Consider the following 24305-nt stretch of genomic DNA (forward strand, 5'->3'; position numbering starts at 1 on the left):
CTTGCTTATTAGAAACCTAAATTATTGTTTGGTCACAAAAATTTTTTTTTTTTAAATTTAAAATGTTGCACCAGACACAAACTGTTTTCTATTTAAAAGAGCATTTTTGCCTAGTATTAAATAATCTTTTCCTTTTCTATTTTGAAGAATATAATAACTACCATTTTCCTGTTTTATAAATCTTGAAACTCCAGAATAATTACCATTTTCGTTTTTATTTTTCTCTCTTTTTACACCATCTGCGTCTAACCAAAATCGTTTTTCATCTTCAAGTAATTCAAAATTACCATTACAAAAGCCACCTAGATAATTATAATATTTATTATCATATATTTTACCATCTGACGTATTTAAGTAGCCATAACGTGTGTTATTCTCATACAATTCATAAACTCCTGCTCCCAAAGTATTCCCTAAGGTTAACCATTGTTTATTGATACGGATTTGATTGTCTTTATATTTTTCAATAATATCATTTTTCTTTAACTCTTTTAAAAACTCTTTTAAATCTGAAGAGGCTACCACAGACTTAATTTCTAAATTATAGATAAAAGCATTACCTGTATTATTAGGGTATGCAACTAGTAATCCATTTGCTCTAGGCAACATTACTTTTCCAAAATGAGAAGAATTTGAATTAAATTGGGCTACGCTTGGAAGTAATTGACCTTGTTTATTCTTACAGTTATAAGCAAAAATTTTTGTTGGGTTTTTAGGCTTATCTAACATTAACACATAACCATCATAAGTTATATAATGTTTAAAATCTAGAGGTTCTTCTACTACGGTACCAACATCATTCATAATACCAAGTTTTCCATCTTTAGAAAACACTGCCAAATTATATTTATTAAAGGTATATATACTATCTATATTGATTTGAAATGCTTTAGATTTATCTGACCATAAATTGTTTAACGAATCTAGGCGTTTGGCTTCTCTATCTTCTTTTAAGCGCTGAAGTTCTAACACTTTTTGCTCTTCAATGTATTTATCAATTTCTTCTTGTATATTAACATATGTCTCTAACATATCGCTATATTCTTCTTTTGTTTTATCCTCTTCTAATTCAAAATACCATTTGGCATAAGAACGTGCTTCAAAAAATTGCTGATGTTCAAAATGCAGTAAAGTTCCTAATTTAGCGACTCGACTATTTGGGATACTATCCATGTATTTTAGTGCTTTATTAAAAATTTCTAAAGATTTATCCATATCAGAATTGAAGAAAAGTGCTTCTGATCGTTTTACATATACTTCAGCTATTTCACTGTTTGTTTGTGCAAAGCTTACTGTTGTAAAAACAAATAAAAATGATAATATAATAGATTTAAAACTCATTGGTTAGGTGTAAAAAAGTAGCATATACAATTAAAAGTCAACAAACTACTAAAAATAATAGCCGTCAATTAATTTTTTCGATACCATACCCATTTTTACAGATATTCTGTAACCTAAAATATTAACTAAAAAGATTTATTCTGGAAATCCGTTTAAAGCTTTGGTTTGTAAAACTTTATTTTCATTTTCATAAATAAAATATACTTTTAGTTCTGGATGAGTGTTTAAAAACGAAATCACTTTTTCTATTCCCATAGCTTGGAAAGCTGTTGCATAAGCATCTGCAGTCATACAATCTGGTGCAATTACAGAAACACTGAGAATGTTTGTTTTTGTAGGATAACCGGTTTTAGTATTAATTATATGTGCATAACGATTTCCGTTTTCGTCTGTTTTAAATTTTCTGTAGGTACCGGAAGTTGCCATACTTTCATCTTTTAAAGTAATAACTTTTGAATAAGATTGTGATCCATCAAAATTTGGATCATCAATACCAATTGTCCATCCTTTTTTACTTTCTAAATTGATACCTGCTGTTCTTAAATCGCCTCCTATATCAACTAAATAATTATCAATTCCTTTAGATTCTAAGAAGTTAGCTATAACATCTATTCCGTAGCCTTTGGCAATAGCATTAAATTCTAGATAGCCTTCTTTAGGCTTTTTAATATGCCCATTTACGAGTCCAACTTTATTAAATCCTACAGATTTCATTAAATTATTTATAGTTATGCTATCTGTTAAAAATTTATCCTTTTCTGCACCAAAATTCCAAGCATTTACAACATTGCCTATAGTTGGGTCAAAAACACCTTCAGTCTTTCTGTAAATGGTTTTTGAGGCTTTAAAGACATTTTCAAAATGGTAATCAACTTTTGTTATTTCGTTTCTATTAAGTCGAGAAATATCTGAATCAGTAATATAAGTTGATAACGATTGGTTGACAACAGCAAACAAACTATCAAACTGTTTTTGATAATTAGTATTGTCTTCAGAATAATATTGAATATTATAAACAGTACCAAAAATAGGACCTGAAAGTTTGATGTTTTTAGGTTCTGATTGACAAGAAAAAACAAATGCAGCTAGAACTAAGAAAATTATGTTTTTCATATTAATTTAAATTCATATCAATAACCTGAACGCCATTGTACTCAATAAGATATTCTTGATTTAAATAAATGGGTAAGTCTTCACCTTGCGGATTTCCAAGTCCGACACCTGCATACAAAACTTTAGCATCCTTTTCGTAAGCATGTTTTTTAAAAGTCTCCATCCAAACAATATCATAATTATTTGGGTTTTCTGGCAATATAACAGCTCTAACAACCACAAAAAAGTATTGACTATTTTTATCAATACATACAAATTGTGGATGACGTTTAAGTTTACTATTTATTGCAACAAATTCAAAACCACGAGCTTCCAAGTCTTTACCAACATGATTCATGGCGAGATTATGTAATTCTTGTGGTGTAAGTGGTTTACTCATTTTACAAAGATACAAAGTTGCTATTTAAATCTAACAAACTTAGAACTTCCAAACGTATAATTGGAAACAGGAATCACAGCATTATCTTTCATTTGATACCAAGGTGATATATCAGAATCCTCGAGATTCTTAACTAAATGAACACTTTGTGCTGGAGTATTACCTTGAAATAATAAGAATAATTTTTCACCTTTATTATTTACAACCTCATCACCTATCATTACAATATGCCCTGGAGAACCTCCTTTTATAAGCATATCTCCAATTTTTAAATCTTTAGCCTTAATAGGTTTTAACTCATTATAAAGTGATAACGTCCCAGAATACATGTAAATAAGATTCAAATATTTATAAAAATTATCTTTTGAAGAATCGCCTTTTGCCGTTTTATGAAACGTTACTTTATTACCATTGATTTTTGGTCTATAACCTTCTGCGTATTTTGTCCAAGCACAATAATGACCAGAAGTAAAATTAAAACCTATTTCATCTTTTCTATTAGTATCCCAAAGGTACTCACTTCTTATTCTTATTAAAGCATCAGCACATTGCTGTAATCCGTTTTTTGGCACAGGGATTTCTAAAATACCTATATGTCCGCCTTGCCAAAAATAATTAGTATCATCATAATTAATAATTTTACTACCAAAGGATTTCAATTTATAATTTCTAAGATACTCTTGGAAACTTCCTGGAGCATACGTGGTCCGTTTATAACCAACAGGAACATTAACTCTAGATTTTATCGTTAAGCTATCCTTGTTTATTAATTCTGGTGTTTCCATTATAGAAACAAATTTATCTCCTACTTTTTTAACAGGTTTTAGTTGATAAGCCAAAATAACCATTGTAATAAACAATAATAATATGAGTAATATTTTTTTCATAAGAGACATGCTATTAATAGATACAAAACAAAGGCCTTCAAACTCTTAACGTATGTAAACAACAATTTGTTATATAGTTATTAAATTTACCTAAATTCAAGATTAATATGGAGAACAATACCTTTCAATTCAATCTAAGCATAATTCTGTTAATTCTATGCAGTAACTGTACAAACAAAAGTGAATTACCCGACCCTTTAGAGGCTGGCTGGCAAGGCTATTCAGTATGTGAAGTTTTAGAAGAAAACGATGAATTAAGAGTGCTTAAATGTACTTTTAAGCCTAATGTAGGACATGAAAAACATTACCACAATCCACATTTTGGGTATACCCTCTTTGGTGGAACATTTAAAATAACTGACACCACAGGCACAAGAGAAGTAAATGTACCAACTGGCTATAGTTTTAGAAAAGATAAAATGACAACTCACGAGGTATTGAATATTGGTGAGACTACAGCTGTATTCTTAATTATGGAGTATAAATAATTTTTTTATATCTTTTAACTTGAATGAAAAATAGTAATATTATGGAAACTTCAATTCGTTTTAATCATGCAATTACAAAACTTTATCTAGCATTTCATAGTAGAACATTAAATCCTGATAACTTTAAAGCATGCGCTGTTGGTAATATTTTAGATTGTAAAGATTACTGGAAACACTTAACGGATAAACATGGCTCTAATCAATTAAATTATATAGGATTAGTGCATCAAAATCTAGGAAGAAAATTTAATGGCTATAGTCCTATTGAATTATTACAAATTGAAACTGCTTTCTTAAAAGGTTGCGGCTATACAATGAGCAATAATAGATTACTTAAACCTACAATTATTAATGAAAATACTCTTTTTGATGGATTATGTGAAGTGGTCAAAGTGTTATGCCAATTAGATAAAATACCTTTTGTAATGGACTGCTCATCTCTATTTAATTTTGAAAATAGCCCATTACAACCTCAACATTAAAAAAATAACGACATAGACAATAAAAAAGCCAACTCAATAGAGTTGGCTTTTATATATAAAACTTTTAGATTAACCACCAAAGTCATCAAATCTAATGTGCTCATCCGGAATTCCGAAATCTTCACCCATTTTCTGAACCGCTTGGTTCATTAATGGTGGCCCACAAAAGTATAATTCAATGTCTTCTGGCGCATCATGATGTTTTAAATAGTTTTCTATCACACAATTGTGAATAAACCCTACAAAACCATCACCAGCTTCATCATTAATATCTTTTTTAACTTTCCAGTTATCACTTTCTAATGGTTCTGATAATGCCAAATAGAATTTAAAGTTCGGGAAATCCTTTTCTAATGCTCTAAAGTAATGGATGTAAAACAATTCTGCTTTAGAACGTCCACCATACCAATACGTTACTTTACGACCTGTTTTTAAGGTTCTAAATAATTGATATAAATGAGAACGCATTGGAGCCATACCAGCACCACCACCAACATACAACATTTCAGAATCAGACTCATTTATGAAGAATTCTCCATAAGGTCCAGAAATGGTAACTTTATCTCCAACCTTTTGGTTAAAAATATATGAAGATGCCACACCAGGATTTACATCCATCCATCCACCTTTTGCACGATCAAAAGGAGGTGTTGCAACACGCACATTTAGCATAATTCTTCTTCCTTCAGCAGGATAAGAAGCCATAGAATATGCTCTTTCTACAAGCTCATCATTTTTCATTACCAATGGCCATAAACCAAACTTCTCCCAATCTGGCTTAAACTTATCTGGTTCACCTGGATGATCTTCTGGATGCGCAGAAATATCCATATCTGCATACTTTACTTCACATTCTGGAATTTCAATTTGAATATATCCTCCTGCTTTATAATTCATATCTTCAGGAATTTCTACAACAAATTCCTTGATAAAAGTTGCTACATTATAATTAGAAACAACAGTTGCTTCCCATTTTTTTATACCAAATACTTCTTCAGGAATCGTTATTTCCATATCCTGTTTTACTTTTACTTGGCAAGATAAACGCGCTCCTTCAGCTAATTCTTTTCTTGAGAAATGTGGTGTTTCTGTTGGTAGTGCTTCTCCACCTCCAGATAAAACATGACATTCACATTGTATACAAGTACCACCTCCACCACAAGCAGATGGTAAAAAGATTTTGTTACTTCCTAAGGTTGACAATAACGTGCCACCTGAAGCTACTTCTATTTCGCGTTCACCATTAATCTTAATTTTTACAGGACCAGATGGTGATAATTTTTGTTTTACAAAAAGCAATAAACTCACCAAGACTAACGTAATTATTAAAAACGCTACAACGGTTGCTATTACTGTTCCTGTTGTTCCAGCTGCTAAAATCATACTACTCAACTATTTTAGTGTTATCTGCTAATTCTTTAGCATTATCAGTTTCAACTTGTTCTACTTGTACTGTTGGCTCAGTTGATGGTTCACCTTCTTCATCACCACCAGTTAACATACCACCAAAGCTTAAGAAACCAATACCCATTAAACCTGTAATTATAAATGTAATCCCTAAACCTCGTAAAGGTGCAGGTACATTACTATATCTAATTTTTTCACGAATAGCTGCAATAGCTAAAATTGCTAGGAACCAACCAATACCCGAAGAAACACCATAATTAAAAGCTAAGCCTAATGTTTCTATTTCACGAGACTGCATAAATAATGAACCACCTAAAATGGCACAGTTTACAGCAATTAACGGTAAAAAGATTCCTAAGGAATTGTATAATGATGGAGAAAACTTCTCTACCACAATCTCTACGAGTTGTACCATGGTTGCAATAGTTGCAATAAACATGATAAAGGAAAGGAAACCTAAGTCATAATCAGCATATTCTGGCCCTAACCAAGATAAAGCTCCTGGCTGTAATAAATACTGATCTAATAACCAGTTTAATGGTACTGTGATGGCCAATACAAAGATAACGGCTGCACCAAGACCAACTGCTGTTGCCACTTTTTTAGATACGGCTAAGTATGAACACATACCCAAGAAAACCGCAAATACCATGTTGTCTATAAATATGGACTTGAAAAATAATTCTAAATGTTCTATCATTTTCTATTTTATTTAAATCCCGATATTAAATTCAGGATAACAACTTAATGTTAGTCTTCGATTAAATCTTTATTTCTACTACGTTGTACCCAAATTATTAAACCAACGATTATTAATGCCATTGGAGGCATTAACATAAAACCATTATTTTCATAACCGATAGAATACACTCCAGTTTTTTCAATTGGATCACCTAAAACTGGTATTCCAAATAAAGTTCCAGAACCTAAAAGCTCTCTAAAGAATCCTACAATTATTAATATAACTGCATAACCTAAGGCATTTCCAATTCCATCTAAAAATGATTTCCAAGGACCGTTACCTAAAGCAAATGCTTCAAAACGTCCCATAATAATACAGTTAGTAATAATAAGACCAATGAATACAGAAAGTGTTTTACTTAATTCAAAAGCAAAAGCTTTAAGTACTTGATCTACAATAATTACTAGAGAAGCTACAACGATAAGTTGAACAATAATTCTAATTTTTGAAGGAATAATATTTCGCATTAGTGAAATAACCACGTTGCCTATACCTAGTACAAACAATACGGCAATTCCCATTACTAAGGAAGCTTTAAGCTCTGCAGTAATCGCTAACGCAGAACAAATACCTAATACCTGAATTGTAATAGGGTTATTATCCGTTAACGGATCCGTAATTAACTTGGCATCTTTTTTTGAAAGTAGTCCCATACTAATTCGTTTTTGTTTTTAAATTCTGAAAGAATGGTAAATACAATTTTAGATCTTTCTTAATCATTGCAGATACTCCATCTCCTGTAATTGTTGCACCTGCTAAGGCATCAACTTCATAATCGTCTTTAATTTCATTTTTTGGATCATTATTTCCTTTTGCTACAGAAATACCTTTAAACACACCTGCATCGGTTAATAATTCTTCACCATAAAAATCATCCATAAAATAGCGTTGCTTAATATTAGCACCTAAACCAGGAGTTTCACCAGCATGATCAAAAAATGTTCCTTTAACTATCATGTCCTTATCTAAAGCCACAAAACCCCAAATAGCATCCCAAAGTCCTTTACCTCTTATTGGCGCTACATAAACTATTTTACCATCTTGCTGACCAACAAATAATGGTAAATATCGAGATTTACCTTCTTTAGCTCTTGTTTGTTGCTTCTTAATATCTATTAAGTACGGCTCAATACCTTTATCTTCATCTGTAGAATCCATAAACTCTTGACGAGTGTATTGGTTAATTATTTTACCATCTTTATACTCCAATACTAACTGTTCTGAAATATTACTAGAAAATTCATCTGCAACGACGTCAGTAGATACAAAAGTAATATCACCTGAACCCTCGTTTCCATTTATTCCCATTGCGTATAGAATATTCTGTTGCTTCTCCATACGCTTGTTTTCATCGATATTAGGTTTTAAAGACGATGCTGTAAACGCTAATAATGAACCTACAACTACTACCATTGCTATTGCAAAAAGTATGGTGTACGAATTTTTATCTGTGTTAACTGCCATAATTATGCTGTTTTAACTTTTACACGTTTCATTCTTCGCTTCACATTAGCTTTAATAACATAGTGATCAATTGTTGGTGCGAAAACGTTCATTAATAATATTGCTAAGAATACACCTTCTGGGTATGCTGGATTGAATACACGTATCATAATTGAGATAAATCCTATTAAGAAACCATAAATCCACTTTCCTTTATTAGTTTGAGATGCCGTTACAGGATCTGTTGCCATATAAACAGCTCCAAACAATATACTACCTATGATTAAGTGTTGCCAAAACGGTACACTCATTAATCCAAAGAATTTACTTGATTCACCAACCCAACCAGCATTAATTACACCGTTGAAAATTAATCCCATGGATAAAGCTCCAATTAAGGTACTAATGATAATTCTCCAGCTTCCTACTTTAGTAAAAATTAAGAATAAAGCTCCAATAATTATTAAAAACTTTGATGTCTCACCAACAGATCCTGGTATAATTCCCCAGAACATATCCCATATATCATAGCCTAATGTTCCATTATTTTGTGCTAAACTACCTAATATAGTTTCTCCAGAGATTGCATCTGGTGTACCAGCTCGTTCTACAGCTCCATGAACCCAAACTTTATCTCCTGACATCCAAGTAGGATAAGCAAAAAATAAGAAAGCACGGATAGTTAATGCAGGGTTTAGAATATTCATACCTGTACCACCGAAAACCTCTTTCCCAATAACAACTCCAAAAATTACTGCTACAGCTAACATCCAAAGCGGAATATCAACAGGTACAATTAATGGAACTAACATACCTGTTACCAAGTAACCTTCTTCTACTTCATGACCTTTAATAATAGCAAATACGAATTCTACTGCTAAACCAACACCATAAGAAATAATAACTAACGGTAAAACTTTCCACAGACCGATTACAAAATTATCCCAAGTCCAAAAAGATGCGCCTAAAAACCCATCTGCAGATTCTATTAATCCTTGTGCTAAATAATGTTGATAACCAGCATTGAACATTCCAAATATTAAACATGGCACCAACGCCATAATAACGGTATTCATTGTACGTTTTAAATCGTCTGCTGCCTTAATATGAGTACCACCGTGAGTGGTCTCATTTGGTAAGTATAAAAAGGTATGGATTGCATTAAATGCAGGAATCCATTTTTTGTCTTTATTCTTTTCCTTAAAATTATGTAAATTACTTTTTAAACCCATTATCCTATCTCTTTAAGCATTAAGTCTAAACCTTCTCTTATTATTTTTTGATGCGGTTGCTTAGACACACATACAAACTCTGTTAACGCAAAATCCTCAGGAGCAACTTCGTACATTCCTAAAGCTTCCATTTCATCCAAATCTTTATACATACAAGCTTTTAAAATTTGCATTGGATAAATATCTAAAGGAAAAACTTCTTCGTAAGTTCCAGTAGTTACAAATGCTCTATGCTCTCCGTTTGTATTCGTATTTAAATCGTATTTTTTCTTAGGGTTTAACCAAGAAAAAGTTAACGCTCTAGATGTAGAAATTTTATTAAAAATCGGTTTATTCCAACCAAATAATTCATAATCATCACCTTCTGGTATAACTGAAATTACATTACTGTAATAATCCAAAAAACCATCTGGTCCAACTTGTTTACCTGTTAAAACATTCCCAGAAATAATACGGTCATTACTATCTCTTTCAACGCCATTATCATAAACCATAGTAGCAATTTCAGAACCAATTTTAGTTTTAAAATATCTTGGCTTTTTAACAGAAGAACCTGCTAAAGCAACAATACGTTCTGCATTAAACTTACCAGTTAATAACAACTCACCTATTATCACTAAGTCTTGCGCATTAACCGTCCAAACAGTTTCTCCTTTATTAATAGGACTTACCTTATTAATTAATGTCCCTACATTACCTGATGGATGTGGCCCTGAAACTTTATGAGTGGTAGTATTATTTAAATTAGCTAAAGGCGAATTAGAATTTTGACCTACTGAAACATGCACACTACCATCTGTTAATTTAGATAATACCGTAACAGCCGCTTGCAATTCTGCTTCTTTTCCTGCCAATGTAAAATCTAAATCTGCAGCTAAAGGTGCACTTGCATAACCTGAAACAAAAATAGCTTTTGGTTTGCTGTTTGCATTAGCAATAACATCGTAAGGACGCTGTTTTATAAAAGACCAACAACCTGTTGCTAATAAATGTGCCTTAATTTTTTCAGCGTCAGATGACAAATCAAACTTACCGTAATCAACATAAGTTTGTTCTTTATCTGCTACAATTTTAATGGCGTCTATTCGACGTCTTGGTCCACGTTGTACTTCGGTAATCTCACCAGAAACTGGCGAAACAAACTTCATAGCTTCATTATCTTTATTGTAAAATAAAGTTTCACCTGCTTTTACACGAGTGCCTTCTTTTGCTACTAATTTTGGAATAATACTGTGGAAGTCTTCAGGTCTTATAGAATAAGAATTGCTAATAATAGCATTTTCCGTTGCTTTCTCGGCTTCACCGATTAGCTTTATATCTAAACCCTTTTTAATTCTGATGTCTTTTGACATATACTAAAGATTAGTTATCTAAAAATCCGTGCAAATCTACAAATTATTGCTTAAAAACATCTCAAAATATTGGTTCTTTTTTATTTGTAATCATTATAAATAAGCATTCTGTTTTATAGGCATGAATTTTGATTATCTTTACACATCGCACAATATCAATGATGAAAAAAAATATTTTCAACCTATTATTATTTACTTTATTACCAACATTATTAATTTCTCAAGTTGTTAAAGAAGTAAATCCTCCAGATTTTATTAAAACAATTACCTTTAAAAGTAATACTACGCAAGGCCAACTTCCTATTTTAAAACTTGGGGAAACTTTAGAACTAGAATTTGATGCGCTGACCAATAATGAAGAAGATTTTTATTATGTAATTGAACATTATAATTTTGATTGGACTCCCTCTAGTTTAGTTAAGTCAGAATACCTGAAAGGACTAGACAACCAGAGGATATTAACTTATGAGAATTCTTTTAATACGTATCAAATTTATTCGCATTACAATTTAAGCATCCCAAACACCCAAACACTTGCTTTATTAAAAAGCGGTAATTACATGATTTCTATTTATGATGATTATGATGAATTAATGTTTAGTAGAAAATTTATGCTATATGAAGATATCGCCAATGTTGGTGTAAGCGTAAAGCGCTCTAGAGACGTTAAGGTCATTGCAGAAAAGCAATCTGTAGACATGGTTATTTCTACAGATGGTATTAACTTAAATAATCCATTAGAAACTATTAAAACATTAATTATACAAAACAACAACCTCAACACTGCAATTTCTAATCTAAAACCACAATACACATTGGGCAACGAACTCATTTATCGTTATGACACAGAATCTGCATTTTGGGCAGGCAACGAGTATTGGAATTATGAAAACAAAGATGTAAGAGCCGCAAATGTTGGCGTTCAATTTATTAAACTAAAAGACCTTTACCATAATTATCTTTATACTAACGTATCTAGAAAAGACAGACCGTATACCTACAATCCGGATATTAACGGAAACTTCCTTGTTACCGCAATAGATACGGACAATGTAGATGTTGAAGCCGACTATACTATGATTCATTTTTCATTATTACATGAAGAAATAAAAGACAAGGACATTCATATTTATGGTAATTTCAATGGTTTTGCCATTGACCCATTAACAAAACTGGAATATAATTCTGAAAGCCAACGCTATGAAAAAATAATGCTTTTAAAACAAGGTTTTTACAATTACAAATATATTACTGTAGACAGAAAAACTGGAATAATTGATGAAGGTGCAATTAGTGGTAATTTTTGGGAAACAGAAAACAACTATAAAGTTTTAGTTTATTATAAAGATCTAGGCGCACGCTATGATCGTCTTATAGGATACGGTGAAGCTTCTTCTGTAAACATTACTAATTAAATTTAAATTTCGATTCTAATAAAAAAACGTATTTGTTTATTTGTTATTACAATTATTTAGGGTATAAAATTCTCTAATTGTTAAAATTACAAGCTGTTCAGCGAATTATACGGTTTCATTCAAAATTTATGCTATTTTAGCATAGCACAATCAACAAATCTATGGTACAACAAGTTACAAGCGGTATAAAAATTTCTGTCGAAACCAATTTTGAAGGTACATTTTATAAAAATTATAAAGTACACTTTGCCTTTGGCTATAAAGTAACTATTGAAAATCAAAGTAAAGATTCTGTGCAATTAAACACAAGACACTGGAAAATATTAGACGCATTAAACAATGAAGAAATTATTGAAGGTGAAGGTGTTATTGGAAAGAAACCCGTTTTAAAACCAGGTGAAACTCATACTTATAATTCTGGCTGCCTTTTAACATCTCCTTTTGGCGCAATGCAAGGCCATTACAACATGATAAATCTTTCTAAGACTAATAAATTTAAAGTTTATATCCCGTCTTTTAAATTAAGTGCACCTTTTGCGCTTAATTAAATTTTAGTTCATTTTCACCTTTTTAATTTTTGAAATTTTGTTTCAAGACATTTTAATCTATTCATCAATAGAAAAAGTTAAAATGGACATGCTTTTAAATACAAAAGTTTTAAGAGTATTACAATGTTAAACCTTCACACAACTATAACATTTCTAGAAATAATTCTCTTATAAAATTTGTACCTTTGCACTTTCAAAATTTAATCTAAAAAACAAATATATTATGGGAAAAGGATTCTTTAATGTACCTGTGGCAGTCAATGAGCCTGTTAAGTCTTATGCACCTGGTTCTCCTGAGCGTGAAGCTGTAAAAGAAACATATAAAACAATGTTTAACAGCAAAGTAGAAGTCCCAATGTACATCAACGGAAAAGATGTAAAAACTGGAAATACCAGAACTATGTCTCCTCCACATAATCACAAACATATTGTTGGCGAATATCACTTAGCAGAACAAAAACATGTTGAAGACGCTATATCTACAGCATTAGAAGCTCGTAAAACATGGTCTCAGATGCCATGGGAACAGCGTGCAGGTATTTTCTTAAAAGCCGCAGAATTAATTGCAGGTCCTTACCGAGCAAAAATAAATGCTGCAACCATGATTGCGCAATCTAAGACAATACATCAAGCCGAAATTGATGCAGCTTGTGAGTTTATAGATTTCCTACGTTTTAATGTTCAGTTTATGACGGATATTTACATGGAACAACCAGAAAGCACAAGTGATGCTTGGAACCGTGTAGAATACAGTCCTCTAGAAGGGTTTACTTACGCAGTTACTCCTTTTAACTTTACTGCAATTGCAGGAAACTTACCAGCATGTATGGCATTAATGGGTAATGTTGTCGTTTGGAAACCAAGTGACAGCCAAATCTATTCTGCTAAAATTATCATGGATATTTTTAAAGAAGCAAGTGTACCAGATGGTGTTATTAATGTTGTTTTTGGTGATCCTGTAATGATTACTGAAACTGTTTTGTCTAGCCCTGATTTTTCTGGCTTACATTTTACAGGTTCTACATTTGTATTTAAAGAACTTTGGAAGCAAATTGGAAACAATATCCATAACTATAAAACATATCCAAAAATTGTTGGCGAAACTGGAGGAAAAGATTTTATTGTTGCTCACAAATCTGCTGTACCAAAACAAGTAGCAACTGCGATATCTCGTGGCGCTTTTGAGTTTCAAGGTCAAAAATGTAGTGCAGCATCTAGAGCTTATATACCAAGTAATATCTGGGAAGAGGTTAAAAATTTAGTGATTGAAGATGTAAATTCCTTTAAACAAGGTTCTCCAGAGGACATGAGTAATTTTGTTACTGCTGTAATACATGAAGGTTCTTTTGACAAACTTGCTAAATATATCGATGCAGCAAAAGCCTCTGATGAAGCAGAAATTATTGTAGGAGGAGGTTATGATAAATCTAAAGGTTACTTTATTGAACCAACTGTGATTGTTACAACAAACCCTAAGTATGAAACAATGTCTACCGAGTTATTTGGGCCTGTAATGACAATTTATGTTTACAATGAAGATGCTTATTCTGAAACTTTAAAACTAGTTGATGAAACAAGTGAATATGCATTAACAGGCGCAATATTATCTACTTGTCGTTATGCTATTGAAGAAGCTACTAAAGCCTTACAAAACTGTGCTGGTAACTTCTACATTAATGACAAACCAACAGGTGCTGTTGTAGGTCAACAACCATTTGGTGGCGCAAGAGCCTCAGGTACTAACGATAAAGCCGGAAGTGCTCAAAACTTATTACGTTGGGTATCTCCAAGATTAATAAAAGAAACCTTTGTAACTCCTGTAGATTACAGATATCCATTTTTAGGATAAATTTTCTTAAATTTTAAAATATAAAATCCTTAAAAGCAAATAGCATTTAAGGATTTTTTTATATTAAAAGTGTATTAAAAACCTTTTAAACCAAAAAAAACCTGAAGACTAATATTCAGGTTTTTTATTTTGTTTATTAGAAAACATTATTCGTACGCTTTATCTTCTTCGATGTGAGCAAACTGTGAGTTTTTAGCCGAATTGTTAGAATCAACCACCATAGCAGCAATACTTAAGTTATCCATAACATAATCAGAAGGTACTGTCATAGTAAATGAAGTTATATACTCTGTTAATGCGCTAGTTACAGGAATTGCATCTCCCAAAACTGCAGAGAGTGAATTTCTTAAAACTTCATTATGTTCAAACTCCGGAATTACATCACCCATATTATAAAATGGACTTGTACTATCTCCATTATAATAATTAACCTGTCCATTAATAATCTCATCTTCTAATAAGTAAACAACAAGTTTGTCGCCTAGCACAGAACCTTCTTCATAAACAACATTAACTTGTACTGTTAATTCGTCGCCTTCTAATTCCGAATTAATAGCTATTGCCAAATTTGTGTCTAAACCAGCGATACTTGTTACATCCGTATTTGCATGTGGATTTTGCCATTCGGTTGTTCTATTAATTTTTGCAGCAGGAAAACCCTCTACATTAAATGCATCTTTTAAAGTTTGTACCTGACTAAAGTGCATTGGATCTGGATAACTATTTGCCGTTTCGTGTATGGCTATTACAGTAATATCATCCGTTTCTTGATGCAAAGAGGTTAATGCCGCTGAAACTCTAGGACAAAAACCACACCATGTCCCTGTATAATCCTCGACCACAATTTTTCGCTTAGGAATAATAACAGTAAAATTTTCAGTATTTGTAGTTACCTCTACTCCATCTTCCATATAAACTCCATAAACTTCAAATTCTCCAATAGCATCAGAAGAAAAAGAAGAACCATCAATAGCATCACCATCTACATAAAACGTAGCTAATGAAGTTACATCTTCACCTGCTTCATTTACAATTTTAAACGGAATCTCTTGATTTATCAAAGAAGCCTTCCTAACAAGTTCGTCAACACTTATTTGAGCAGTTGGAGTTGTTAAAGGCACATTCTCTTCTGTTTTACTACAAGATACAGATATTACTAAAAATAATAATAAAAATATCTTTGGCACTTTTTTTGAAATCATAGCAATAGTATTGTTTTTCGCTAATTTAATTAATTTTTAGAACAACAGTACATTTGAAAAAAAATTAACTAATATTGTGTATCAAAATTCGAAAATTTAACCATGAAAAAACTAATTTTAATTTTTTGCTTAAGTCTATTTAGCTTTGCTGTAACAGCTCAAAATGACCTTCCAAATGTAGATGTAACTTCTATAGATGGCAAAACTGTAAACCTTCAAGAAGCTACTAATGACAGCGGAATTACAATTGTTTCGCTTTGGGCAACATGGTGTGTTCCTTGTTTAAAAGAATTAGACGCCATTAATGATGTTTATGAAGAATGGCAAGAAGAAACAAATGTAGAACTTCTAGCAGTTTCAGTTGATGATAGCAGAACTGTAAAACGCGTAAAATCTTTAGTAAACGGTAAAGATTGGGATTATACAGTTTTATTAGACAGTAATAATGATTTAAAACGTGCATTAAACGCATCAAGTATTCCTCTTACAATTTTAGTAAAAGATAACAAGATTGTTTATGAACATTCTGGTTATAGTCCTGGTGCCGAATTTGAATTGTACGAAAAAATAAAAGAGCTTTCTAAAGACTAATCACTTACCGCTTACCGCTAATAACCAATTGTAATGAAGAAAATTATCATTCTAGCTACGCTATTTGCAAATCTAACTATTATAAATGCCCAAGAAACAGGAAATTTTTATGGAGGATTAGAATCTAATTCACAATGGCTTCAAACCGATAAAGGCATTAATTTTTTAGCTCCAAATGATCAATTTAGGGCAAATAATTATGTGTTATTAAATTATAACTTAGGTAACTTTACCGCTGGCGTTCAGTATGAGTCTTATTTACCTTCTGCATTATTAGGTTACGACCCAATTTTTGATAATAAGAATGATGTTGCAACATACTATTTTAACTATAAGGACGACAATTTAGATGTAACAGGAGGTTATTTTTACGAACAGTTTGGCAGCGGATTAATATTAAGGTCTTGGGAAGACAGACAGCTTGGTCTAAATAATGCATTAAAAGGTCTAAATGTAAAATTTAATGCCACTAAAGACTTAAGCATAAAAGCTGTCTTTGGAAAACAACGCCATGGTTTTGAAGAATCTGAAGGTACCATACAAGGACTCGATGCTGATTTAAGTTTAAGTGGTGCTCTAAATATTGAAAGCATAGACATACAATTAGGTGCTAGTTATGTTGGTAGAAATCAAGACACTAATGGTAATGAAGCGCTACCATCAACCGTTAGCGCTTATGGTGGACGATTAGATTTTATAATAGATAATTTTTATGCAGGTGTTGAAGCGATAATTAAAGATCCAGATGCAATAGCTAATGAAGGTGTATTATCTTCTAATAAATTATATGACGGTACAGCTTTACAAGTTAATGCAGGTTATGCTAAAAAAGGATTAGGAATCAATGCAACCTTTAGAAGACTAGAAAATTTTAGTTTTTATTCCGATAGATTAGCTGAAGGAAATGTTTACAATCAACAAGTGCTTAATTATGTACCTGGTCTTACTAAGCAACAAGACTATCTTTTAACAAACATCTATGTTTACAATCCACAACCAAGATTAATAATAGAATCTTTTGATCAACGCTCTGGTGAAGTTGGCACACAATTCGATTTATATTACTCGTTTAAAAAAGGAACAACTCTAGGTGGAAAATACGGAACAAAATTAGCTGCAAATTTTTCATATTGGGGCGGATTAGATGCTGAATACAATATTGAAAACAAATGGTATAAAGCCAAATTTATTGGAAAAGGTCATCAACTTTTTAGGGATTTTAATCTTGAAATAAAAAAGAAATGGTCTAAAAAATGGAGTTCAGTACTAACCTATCAAAATGTAATAGTAGATAAAGGTGTGGTTGAAGGAGGTCCTTTAGGAAACAGCTCTATTCTTGCAAATATTGGTGTATTAGAATCTACTAGACGTTTTGATAACGGAAAAGCACTGCGCTTAGTCGCACAACATTTGTGGAGTGAAGACGACCGTAAAAACTGGGCAGCAGCAGTAATAGAATATAATTTCTCAACACGCTTTGCTCTTTATGCTGCGGACAATTGGAATTATGAGGGCACCAATGAAACACACTACTATAGTGTTGGAGGAAGTTATAGTAAAGGCAACACTAGATTAGGTCTAAACTACGGAAGACAACGAGGTGGTTTAATATGTATAGGAGGTGTATGCAGATTTGTACCAGAAAATACAGGACTTAGCGCAAACCTTACAGTTGCATTTTAAGTTTAACCTTAAAAATAGTATTTAAACGATATTTGAAGTCAAATATCGTTTTTTTTATGCCATAAATTTGTATGAGTTAAGCTTTTAGTTATCTTGAAAATTCAATTTTAACGAATCATTTAATTAATTCTACTCACTATGATTAAAAAAATTACCCTCGCTTTTTTGCTTTGCTTTTCTGTTTCTCAGTTAACTAAGGCACAAACATTTCTAACCGAAGGATTTGAAGGTGCCGTATTTCCACCAACAGGTTGGACTTCTTTTATAGGTACTAATGGAATAGGTACTACTAACGACTGGGTTCAAGCAACAGCACCAAATACTGGTATATACGCGGCCGCAAGTCAATATGAAAATGTTACAGGAGGTATAGCCGAAGATTGGCTGGTTACAAGTCAAATTGATTTAACAAGTGCTACTAATACAGAATTGCTTTTTTATTCTACGCAAAGTTATAGCTCTGATTATGGCTCTACTTACCATGTAAAAGTTTCAACTGCTTCTCAAACCACTCATGCTGATTTTACTACAATAGCCACATACGATGAATCTAATGTTGGTTCTGGTTATGAACTAAAAAATATTGACTTATCTGCATATGACGGTATGATGATATATATTGCTTTTGTACATTATAATGATGATGGTGACAACTGGATAATTGATGATGTTTCTGTAAGATCTCCTTACAGTATTGATGCTAAAATAGAAGGTACAAGTCTAAGTAGATATTCTCTTATTTCTGCAGATAACCAAATTTCAATAGATGTTAACAATAATGGATCTAGTACAATTACTTCTTTAGATATTTCTTGGAATGATGGCACAACTGATAATAGCTCTACAATTACAACAAGTATTGCTCCTGGAGAAACAGTTACAATTGACCACCCAACAATGGTAAATTACTCAGCAATTGTTGAAAAAAATATTGACTTAACAATAAGCGCTGTAAATGGATTAACTGACGAAGACCCAACTAATAATAACGACTTAAAAGACTTTAATACTGTATCACAATCCGGAACAAAAGCTGTTTTCATAGAAGAAGCTACAGGTACATGGTGTGGATGGTGTCCGAGAGGAGCAGTTGGCTTAGATTATATGACTTCTACATATCCTAATACCGTTATTGGTGTTGCTGTTCACAATTCAGATCCAATGGAAGTTGCAGCATACGATGATGGAATTGGTCAATATATTAGCGGATATCCAAGTGGTGTTATAGATCGAAAATATGAAGATGTAAACCCAGCTCAGGCCAATTTACAAAGTGCTTACGATGCCTTAAATACAGAAATTGTCCCTGTTGATTTATCCATTGGAGCAACTCAAAATGGAAGTGATTTAACAATTACTGCTAATGCTAATTTTTACACTAATTTTGGTAATGCCAATTTTAGATTTGGTATAATTATTACTGAAGATGGTGTAACAGGGACTGGTGATGGCACAAACATTGTTGGTAATGACTATGATCAACAAAATTACTACTCTGGTGGAGCTAATGGTGTAATGGGTGGTTATGAAAATTATACTGACCCAGTACCTGCAACTCAAATGGTATACAATCATGTTGGAAGAGCATTAATAGGTGGTTTTGACGGACAAGAAAATTCTGTACCTGCTTCTATTACTGATGGTTTAAGTGCTTCTTATGATTTCAACTATACTATACCTTCTACAATTAATCAAGCCAATATGCATATAGTGTTGGTTCTAATTGATGCAGCAGATGGTACTGTAGTAGGTGCTAGTCAAAGTACTGTAGCCGAAGCTTTAAGTGTAGAAGAAGTAGCTGGTATTGATTCAATTAAACTATATCCTAATCCTGCCACTGACAAACTAAATATTGCTTTCCAAGCAGGAAATGGCGATTATAATATTTCTATAACTGATATGTTAGGAAGAACTGTTATTAACAATAACTACGAAGGTTTATTTGGAACACAAAATATTGAGTTACCAGTATCTCAACTTAATCCTGGCCATTATATTATGAAAATTAATGATGGCATCTCGTCTTACAGTGCGAAATTTGTGATAACTAAATAAAACAGTTTAAAACGATTAATATAAGGGAAGCGTAATTGCTTCCCTTTTATATTAAATTATAAAAAATGTATATTTGATATCTGTTTTAACCATAAATAAACATTTAAAAAAAAATTAAATTATGAAGAAAAAATTACTTTTTATGAGCTTGTTTTTAGCAAGTCTCGTGTCTTATGCACAATTTGAAGTTAGAGACCAAAGCGACGACAGTCTTTTATCAGAAGGACAAGTTATTGCATTTTCTGAAGCTGGATGTGCATATAATGACCCTTGTAACTTTAAGTTTAAAGTAACAAATACTAGTACTACAGATATATATATGAGAATTTTTGTAGACAACCTTACTGGCACTGATGGTTCAAATTTTCAGTTATGTTTTAATGGTGTTTGTTTAAACAATGTATCTCTTAATAGTGGATACCCAAGCACACCTGCTCTAATCGCTGCAGGAACAACTAATAGTGCTGGTAACAATTTCTGGAATCAAAATTCGTCTGACACAACAACGCCTATGAGCTGGACCTTAAGGTTTCAGGCATATGATGCTAGTGGATTCACTGTTGGTACACCTTTAACTGTTACTTATGAGTTTAATCCATCTTTAAGTGTTGATGAAACTGAATTATCTTTTTTAGAAGTTTATCCAACAAGCACTCAAAATCATTTAAATGTAATTTCTAGCGAAGATTTATCTGCTGACATATTCGATTTAGTAGGTAGAAAAGTAATGCAAGCTAATATTACATCTGGAACCGATACAATTGATGTTTCAAATTTATCTGCTCAACCATATATTATAAGATTTACAAATACTTCTGGTAATACGATGACTAAAAAAATCGTAAAAAAATAATAAAGTTTTGGAGTACAGAAAAAACCGTTTGATAAAAATCAAACGGTTTTTTTTAATTTTAGAACAATAATTTATGTGTAACTACTAACAAGGTAAACACTAATTTATCTATGTACTTTAAGGTTTATACTTTAAGGGCAAATGAATTACTTTTTTAGTATCAAAGAAAGGCTCTTCAAAATAATCTGAGAGCAAATAGGCTTTTACAGTTTTGTATTGTTTTAACTCATCGGTTAAATCGCCTCCTTTTAAATAGAGGATACCGTTTTTTAATTCATTTTTCTGATTTTTAGCAATCTTCCCTTTAACCCAAGTCGTAAACTCTGGCATTGAAGTAACTGCTCTACTCACTATAAAATCGAAAGTTTCATCAATGGCCTCTACTCTACTATGTGTTGTTTTAACATTGGTAAGTTCTATAGCTTCAGAAACCGCATTTATAACCTTAAGCTTTTTATTAATACTATCTACTAAATGAAATTTACACTCAGGAAACAAAATTGCCAAAGGCACACCTGGAAAACCTCCTCCTGTTCCAACATCTAAAATTGAAGAACCTGGAGTAAAACTCATAACTTTTGCAATTCCTAAAGAATGTAAGATATGTCGCAAATAGAGTTCATCTATATCCTTACGAGAAATTACATTTATCTTGCTATTCCAATCTTTATAAAGTGCTTCTAATGCTGCAAATTGTCTAATTTGAGTTTCAGTTAGATTTGGGAAATATTTCAAGATTAACTCCATAACTTTATTTTTTTTTCAAAAATACTCAATTTTACTCTGTATTATTTATGGTATTCTCTCATGTTGCATTTTAATTATTAACTATCTTTGCTTTGTTATAATGAATTTCAATCCCTTACGTTATAACTATAAATAAATTATAGACTAATGGCTCAACAAACAGTAAAATTCTCTAGAACAGACTCTGCTAAGTTCTTTAGAACCCTTAATAAACGCGTTAACAACTACTTTAAAGAAAATAACATAAAGAAAACAGGAAACTGGAAACTATACCTAAAGGCTGTAGTAATGTTTACATTATTACTTGGACCATTAGTTGTATTACTAACAGTTGATAATCTTCCTGTATGGCTTCAAATTTTATCTATGATTGTTATAGGTATTGGTATGGCAGGTGTAGGAATGAATGTAATGCACGATGCTAACCATGGCTCATTTTCTAGTAAACCATGGGTAAACAAACTTATGGGAAGTAGTATACATATTTTAGCTGGTAACGATTACAATTGGAAAGTACAACATAACGTATTACACCATACATACACTAATATACAAGGCCATGACGAGGATATTGATGCTGGTAGAATAATTCGTTTTTCTAAGCATGCTAAATGGCTAAAAATCCATAAATACCAAAGATATTATGCTTTTTTACTATATGGATTACTAACAGTAAACTGGGCTATTACAACAGACTTTAAACAAACTTACCAGTACCTAAAAAGAAAATTATCTTATGGAGAATTCCCAAATCCTGCAACGCAATGGACTAAGCTAATTATAGGAAAAATAATATATTATTCAATATGGGTAGTACTTCCTTTGGTTTCTGGTTATGCTTGGTGGCAAGTTTTAATAGGCTTTTTAATTATGCATTACACTGCAGGTATTATCCTTAGTGTTATTTTTCAGCTTGCACATGTTATGCCTAATACAGAAATGCCCTTGCCAGATAAAGAAGGAAACATGAAAAACACTTGGGCTATTCACCAATTGTTTACAACGTCTAACTTTTCACCTAAAAGTTGGATTGTTGAGTTTTACACAGGCGGTTTAAATAGGCAAGTTGAGCATCATTTATTTTCAAACATTAGTCATGTTCATTATAAAAATATTGCTAAAATAGTAAGAGAAACTGCACATGAATTTAGTTTACCATATAATGAATATAATTCTATATGGAAAGCTATTGCAGAACACTATGAGCAATTAAAACAATTAGGTAAAAAGCCAACAATGGCTTAATAAATTGCAGAAAAAAACCAACACAATCACATGAATCAACTATCGGATAGAATTAACAACCTAGCCACATCAGCTACGCTTGCCATGGCAGCAAAAGCTAGAGAATTACGCGCAGAAGGAAAAGATATAATTGGTCTAAGTTTAGGAGAACCAGACTTTAATACGCCAGAATTTATAAAGAACGCAGCTATTGAAGCAATTAACCAAAACTATAACAGCTATACACCTGTTGATGGTTATGTAGACCTAAAACAGGCTATTATCACTAAATTTAAACGTGATAATAACCTTAATTACACCTTGCCACAAATTGTTGTATCTACTGGTGCAAAGCAAGCTTTAGCAAATATTGCGGCTGTAATGTTAAATGCTGGAGACGAAGTTATTTTACCATGCCCTTACTGGGTAAGTTACAGTGATATTGTAAAATTAAGTGATGGAGTACCTGTTGAAGTACAAACATCTATAGATAATGATTTTAAAATGACAGCCGAGCAATTAGAAGCTGCCATTACACCAAAAACGAAAATGATTTGGTATAGTTCTCCTTGTAACCCAAGTGGATCTGTATATAGTAAAGAAGAATTAAGAGCATTAGCAGATGTTTTACAAAAGCATCCTAATATTTATGTCGTATCTGATGAAATCTATGAGCATATCAATTTTGTAGGAGGTCATTTTAGTATGGCTGAGTTTGATGATATGTATGACAGAACAATTACTGTAAACGGTGTGTCAAAGGCTTTTGCAATGACAGGTTGGAGAATAGGTTTTATTGGTGCGCCAGATTGGATTGCTAGAGCATGTAATAAAATGCAAGGCCAAATTACCAGTGGTGCAAATTGTATTGCACAACGCGCTACAATTACGGCTTTAGAAGCAGACCCTTCTAGTATAAAATATATGGTTGATGAATTTAAAGAAAGACGTCAACTAATATTGAGTTTATTAAGTGAAATTGAAGGTTTTAAAACAAATGAACCAGAAGGTGCATTTTATGTTTTCCCTAATATTTCTGCTTATTTTGGAAAAACTATCAAAGGAAAAACAATTAATAATGCCTCTGACTTTTCTTTATTTTTATTAGAGGAAGCATTAGTAGCAACCGTTACAGGTGAAGCCTTTGGAAACCCTGACTGTATTAGAATTTCTTATGCAGCATCCCAAGATGAAATAAAAGAAGCAATTAAACGTATTAAAGCTGCGTTGAGTTAATATTTGTTATTAATATATAAAAAAGAGTCCTTTCTA

At 32.0% G+C, this 24305-nt stretch carries 23 protein-coding genes; 11 read left to right on the forward strand and 12 right to left on the reverse strand.

What is annotated here, in order from left to right; all coding sequences use genetic code 11:
* Nucleotides 1-57: 57 nt before the first annotated feature.
* The 4 genes from HNV10_RS08005 to HNV10_RS08020 all read right to left on the reverse strand — a co-directional run bounded on the left by HNV10_RS08005 (nt 58) and on the right by HNV10_RS08020 (nt 3720).
* Nucleotides 58-1341 (reverse strand): hypothetical protein, encoded by a 1284-nt coding sequence (locus tag HNV10_RS08005; protein ID WP_173300813.1) that lies wholly within the window; start codon nt 1339-1341, stop codon nt 58-60.
* Nucleotides 1342-1476: 135 nt separating this feature from the next.
* Nucleotides 1477-2454, reverse strand: a complete 978-nt coding sequence (locus HNV10_RS08010) for an FAD:protein FMN transferase (protein WP_173300814.1) — start codon at nt 2452-2454, stop codon at nt 1477-1479.
* Between the two features lies 1 nt (nt 2455).
* The gene (locus HNV10_RS08015) at nt 2456-2833 is read right to left on the reverse strand and encodes a Na(+)-translocating NADH-quinone reductase subunit F (RefSeq protein ID WP_173300815.1); all 378 of its coding nucleotides are present in this window, start codon (nt 2831-2833) and stop codon (nt 2456-2458) included.
* A gap of 20 nt (nt 2834-2853) precedes the next feature.
* Nucleotides 2854-3720 (reverse strand): DUF4846 domain-containing protein, encoded by an 867-nt coding sequence (locus HNV10_RS08020; RefSeq protein ID WP_173300816.1) that lies wholly within the window; start codon nt 3718-3720, stop codon nt 2854-2856.
* A 107-nt stretch (nt 3721-3827) separates the two neighbouring features.
* Between HNV10_RS08020 and HNV10_RS08025 the strand changes: the two genes are divergently transcribed.
* Both HNV10_RS08025 and HNV10_RS08030 read left to right on the forward strand, forming a co-directional pair.
* A complete protein-coding gene (locus tag HNV10_RS08025) occupies nt 3828-4208 on the forward strand; it encodes a cupin domain-containing protein (RefSeq protein WP_173300817.1) in 381 nt (126 codons plus the stop codon).
* 23 nt (nt 4209-4231) lie between these two features.
* Nucleotides 4232-4690, forward strand: coding sequence for a Na(+)-translocating NADH-quinone reductase subunit F (locus tag HNV10_RS08030; protein ID WP_241695474.1), 459 nt, complete (start codon nt 4232-4234; stop codon nt 4688-4690).
* A 69-nt stretch (nt 4691-4759) separates the two neighbouring features.
* Here the strand turns inward: HNV10_RS08030 and nqrF are convergent, their stop codons facing one another.
* The 6 genes from nqrF to HNV10_RS08060 are packed head-to-tail and all read right to left on the reverse strand — an operon-like array spanning nt 4760 to nt 10866.
* Complete coding sequence (gene nqrF, locus HNV10_RS08035) at nt 4760-6073, reverse strand: NADH:ubiquinone reductase (Na(+)-transporting) subunit F (RefSeq protein WP_173300818.1); 1314 nt, start codon at nt 6071-6073, stop codon at nt 4760-4762.
* A gap of 1 nt (nt 6074) precedes the next feature.
* Nucleotides 6075-6797 carry an NADH:ubiquinone reductase (Na(+)-transporting) subunit E gene (gene nqrE, locus HNV10_RS08040; protein ID WP_173300819.1) on the reverse strand — a complete coding sequence of 241 codons (723 nt, stop codon included), beginning with the start codon at nt 6795-6797 and terminating at the stop codon, nt 6075-6077.
* 50 nt (nt 6798-6847) lie between these two features.
* Complete coding sequence (locus tag HNV10_RS08045) at nt 6848-7492, reverse strand: NADH:ubiquinone reductase (Na(+)-transporting) subunit D (RefSeq protein ID WP_173300820.1); 645 nt, start codon at nt 7490-7492, stop codon at nt 6848-6850.
* A 1-nt stretch (nt 7493) separates the two neighbouring features.
* Nucleotides 7494-8303 (reverse strand): Na(+)-translocating NADH-quinone reductase subunit C, encoded by an 810-nt coding sequence (locus HNV10_RS08050; protein ID WP_173300821.1) that lies wholly within the window; start codon nt 8301-8303, stop codon nt 7494-7496.
* 2 nt (nt 8304-8305) lie between these two features.
* Nucleotides 8306-9514, reverse strand: coding sequence for an NADH:ubiquinone reductase (Na(+)-transporting) subunit B (locus tag HNV10_RS08055; RefSeq protein WP_173300822.1), 1209 nt, complete (start codon nt 9512-9514; stop codon nt 8306-8308).
* Nucleotides 9514-10866 carry a Na(+)-translocating NADH-quinone reductase subunit A gene (locus HNV10_RS08060; RefSeq protein WP_173300823.1) on the reverse strand — a complete coding sequence of 451 codons (1353 nt, stop codon included), beginning with the start codon at nt 10864-10866 and terminating at the stop codon, nt 9514-9516. Before HNV10_RS08060 ends, HNV10_RS08055 begins: the two co-directional genes overlap by 1 nt.
* 161 nt (nt 10867-11027) lie before the next feature.
* Between HNV10_RS08060 and HNV10_RS08065 the strand changes: the two genes are divergently transcribed.
* The 3 genes from HNV10_RS08065 (at nt 11028) to pruA (ending at nt 14678) form a co-directional block, all read left to right on the forward strand.
* Nucleotides 11028-12281 carry a type IX secretion system plug protein gene (locus tag HNV10_RS08065; protein WP_173300824.1) on the forward strand — a complete coding sequence of 418 codons (1254 nt, stop codon included), beginning with the start codon at nt 11028-11030 and terminating at the stop codon, nt 12279-12281.
* A 161-nt stretch (nt 12282-12442) separates the two neighbouring features.
* Complete coding sequence (gene apaG, locus HNV10_RS08070) at nt 12443-12829, forward strand: Co2+/Mg2+ efflux protein ApaG (RefSeq protein WP_173300825.1); 387 nt, start codon at nt 12443-12445, stop codon at nt 12827-12829.
* A gap of 223 nt (nt 12830-13052) precedes the next feature.
* Nucleotides 13053-14678, forward strand: a complete 1626-nt coding sequence (pruA, locus tag HNV10_RS08075) for an L-glutamate gamma-semialdehyde dehydrogenase (RefSeq protein WP_173300826.1) — start codon at nt 13053-13055, stop codon at nt 14676-14678.
* 146 nt (nt 14679-14824) lie between these two features.
* Here pruA and HNV10_RS08080 read toward each other — a convergent pair whose 3' ends face one another.
* Complete coding sequence (locus HNV10_RS08080; RefSeq protein WP_173300827.1) at nt 14825-15880, reverse strand: Omp28-related outer membrane protein; 1056 nt, start codon at nt 15878-15880, stop codon at nt 14825-14827.
* Between the two features lie 102 nt (nt 15881-15982).
* On the opposite strand from HNV10_RS08080, the gene HNV10_RS08085 reads away from it, so the two are divergent.
* The 4 genes from HNV10_RS08085 to HNV10_RS08100 all read left to right on the forward strand — a co-directional run bounded on the left by HNV10_RS08085 (nt 15983) and on the right by HNV10_RS08100 (nt 21062).
* Nucleotides 15983-16471 (forward strand): TlpA family protein disulfide reductase, encoded by a 489-nt coding sequence (locus tag HNV10_RS08085; protein ID WP_173300828.1) that lies wholly within the window; start codon nt 15983-15985, stop codon nt 16469-16471.
* Nucleotides 16472-16504: 33 nt separating this feature from the next.
* A complete protein-coding gene (locus HNV10_RS08090) occupies nt 16505-18154 on the forward strand; it encodes a DUF6029 family protein (RefSeq protein WP_173300829.1) in 1650 nt (549 codons plus the stop codon).
* 138 nt (nt 18155-18292) lie between these two features.
* Nucleotides 18293-20209, forward strand: a complete 1917-nt coding sequence (locus HNV10_RS08095) for a T9SS-dependent choice-of-anchor J family protein (RefSeq protein WP_173300830.1) — start codon at nt 18293-18295, stop codon at nt 20207-20209.
* Nucleotides 20210-20330: 121 nt separating this feature from the next.
* Nucleotides 20331-21062: a T9SS type A sorting domain-containing protein gene (locus HNV10_RS08100; protein WP_173300831.1), complete on the forward strand. Its 732-nt coding sequence runs from the start codon at nt 20331-20333 to the stop codon at nt 21060-21062.
* Nucleotides 21063-21179: 117 nt separating this feature from the next.
* On the opposite strand, the gene rsmG is transcribed toward HNV10_RS08100, so the two are convergent.
* Nucleotides 21180-21809, reverse strand: coding sequence for a 16S rRNA (guanine(527)-N(7))-methyltransferase RsmG (gene rsmG, locus HNV10_RS08105; RefSeq protein WP_173300832.1), 630 nt, complete (start codon nt 21807-21809; stop codon nt 21180-21182).
* A 147-nt stretch (nt 21810-21956) separates the two neighbouring features.
* Here rsmG and HNV10_RS08110 point away from each other — a divergent pair, with 147 nt between their 5' ends.
* Nucleotides 21957-23054 carry a fatty acid desaturase family protein gene (locus HNV10_RS08110; protein WP_173300833.1) on the forward strand — a complete coding sequence of 366 codons (1098 nt, stop codon included), beginning with the start codon at nt 21957-21959 and terminating at the stop codon, nt 23052-23054.
* A gap of 30 nt (nt 23055-23084) precedes the next feature.
* The gene (locus HNV10_RS08115) at nt 23085-24269 is read left to right on the forward strand and encodes a pyridoxal phosphate-dependent aminotransferase (protein WP_173300834.1); all 1185 of its coding nucleotides are present in this window, start codon (nt 23085-23087) and stop codon (nt 24267-24269) included.
* The last annotated feature ends 36 nt before the right edge of the window (nt 24270-24305 follow it).

The organism is Winogradskyella litoriviva, from assembly GCF_013249065.1.
GTDB lineage: Bacteria > Bacteroidota > Bacteroidia > Flavobacteriales > Flavobacteriaceae > Winogradskyella > Winogradskyella litoriviva.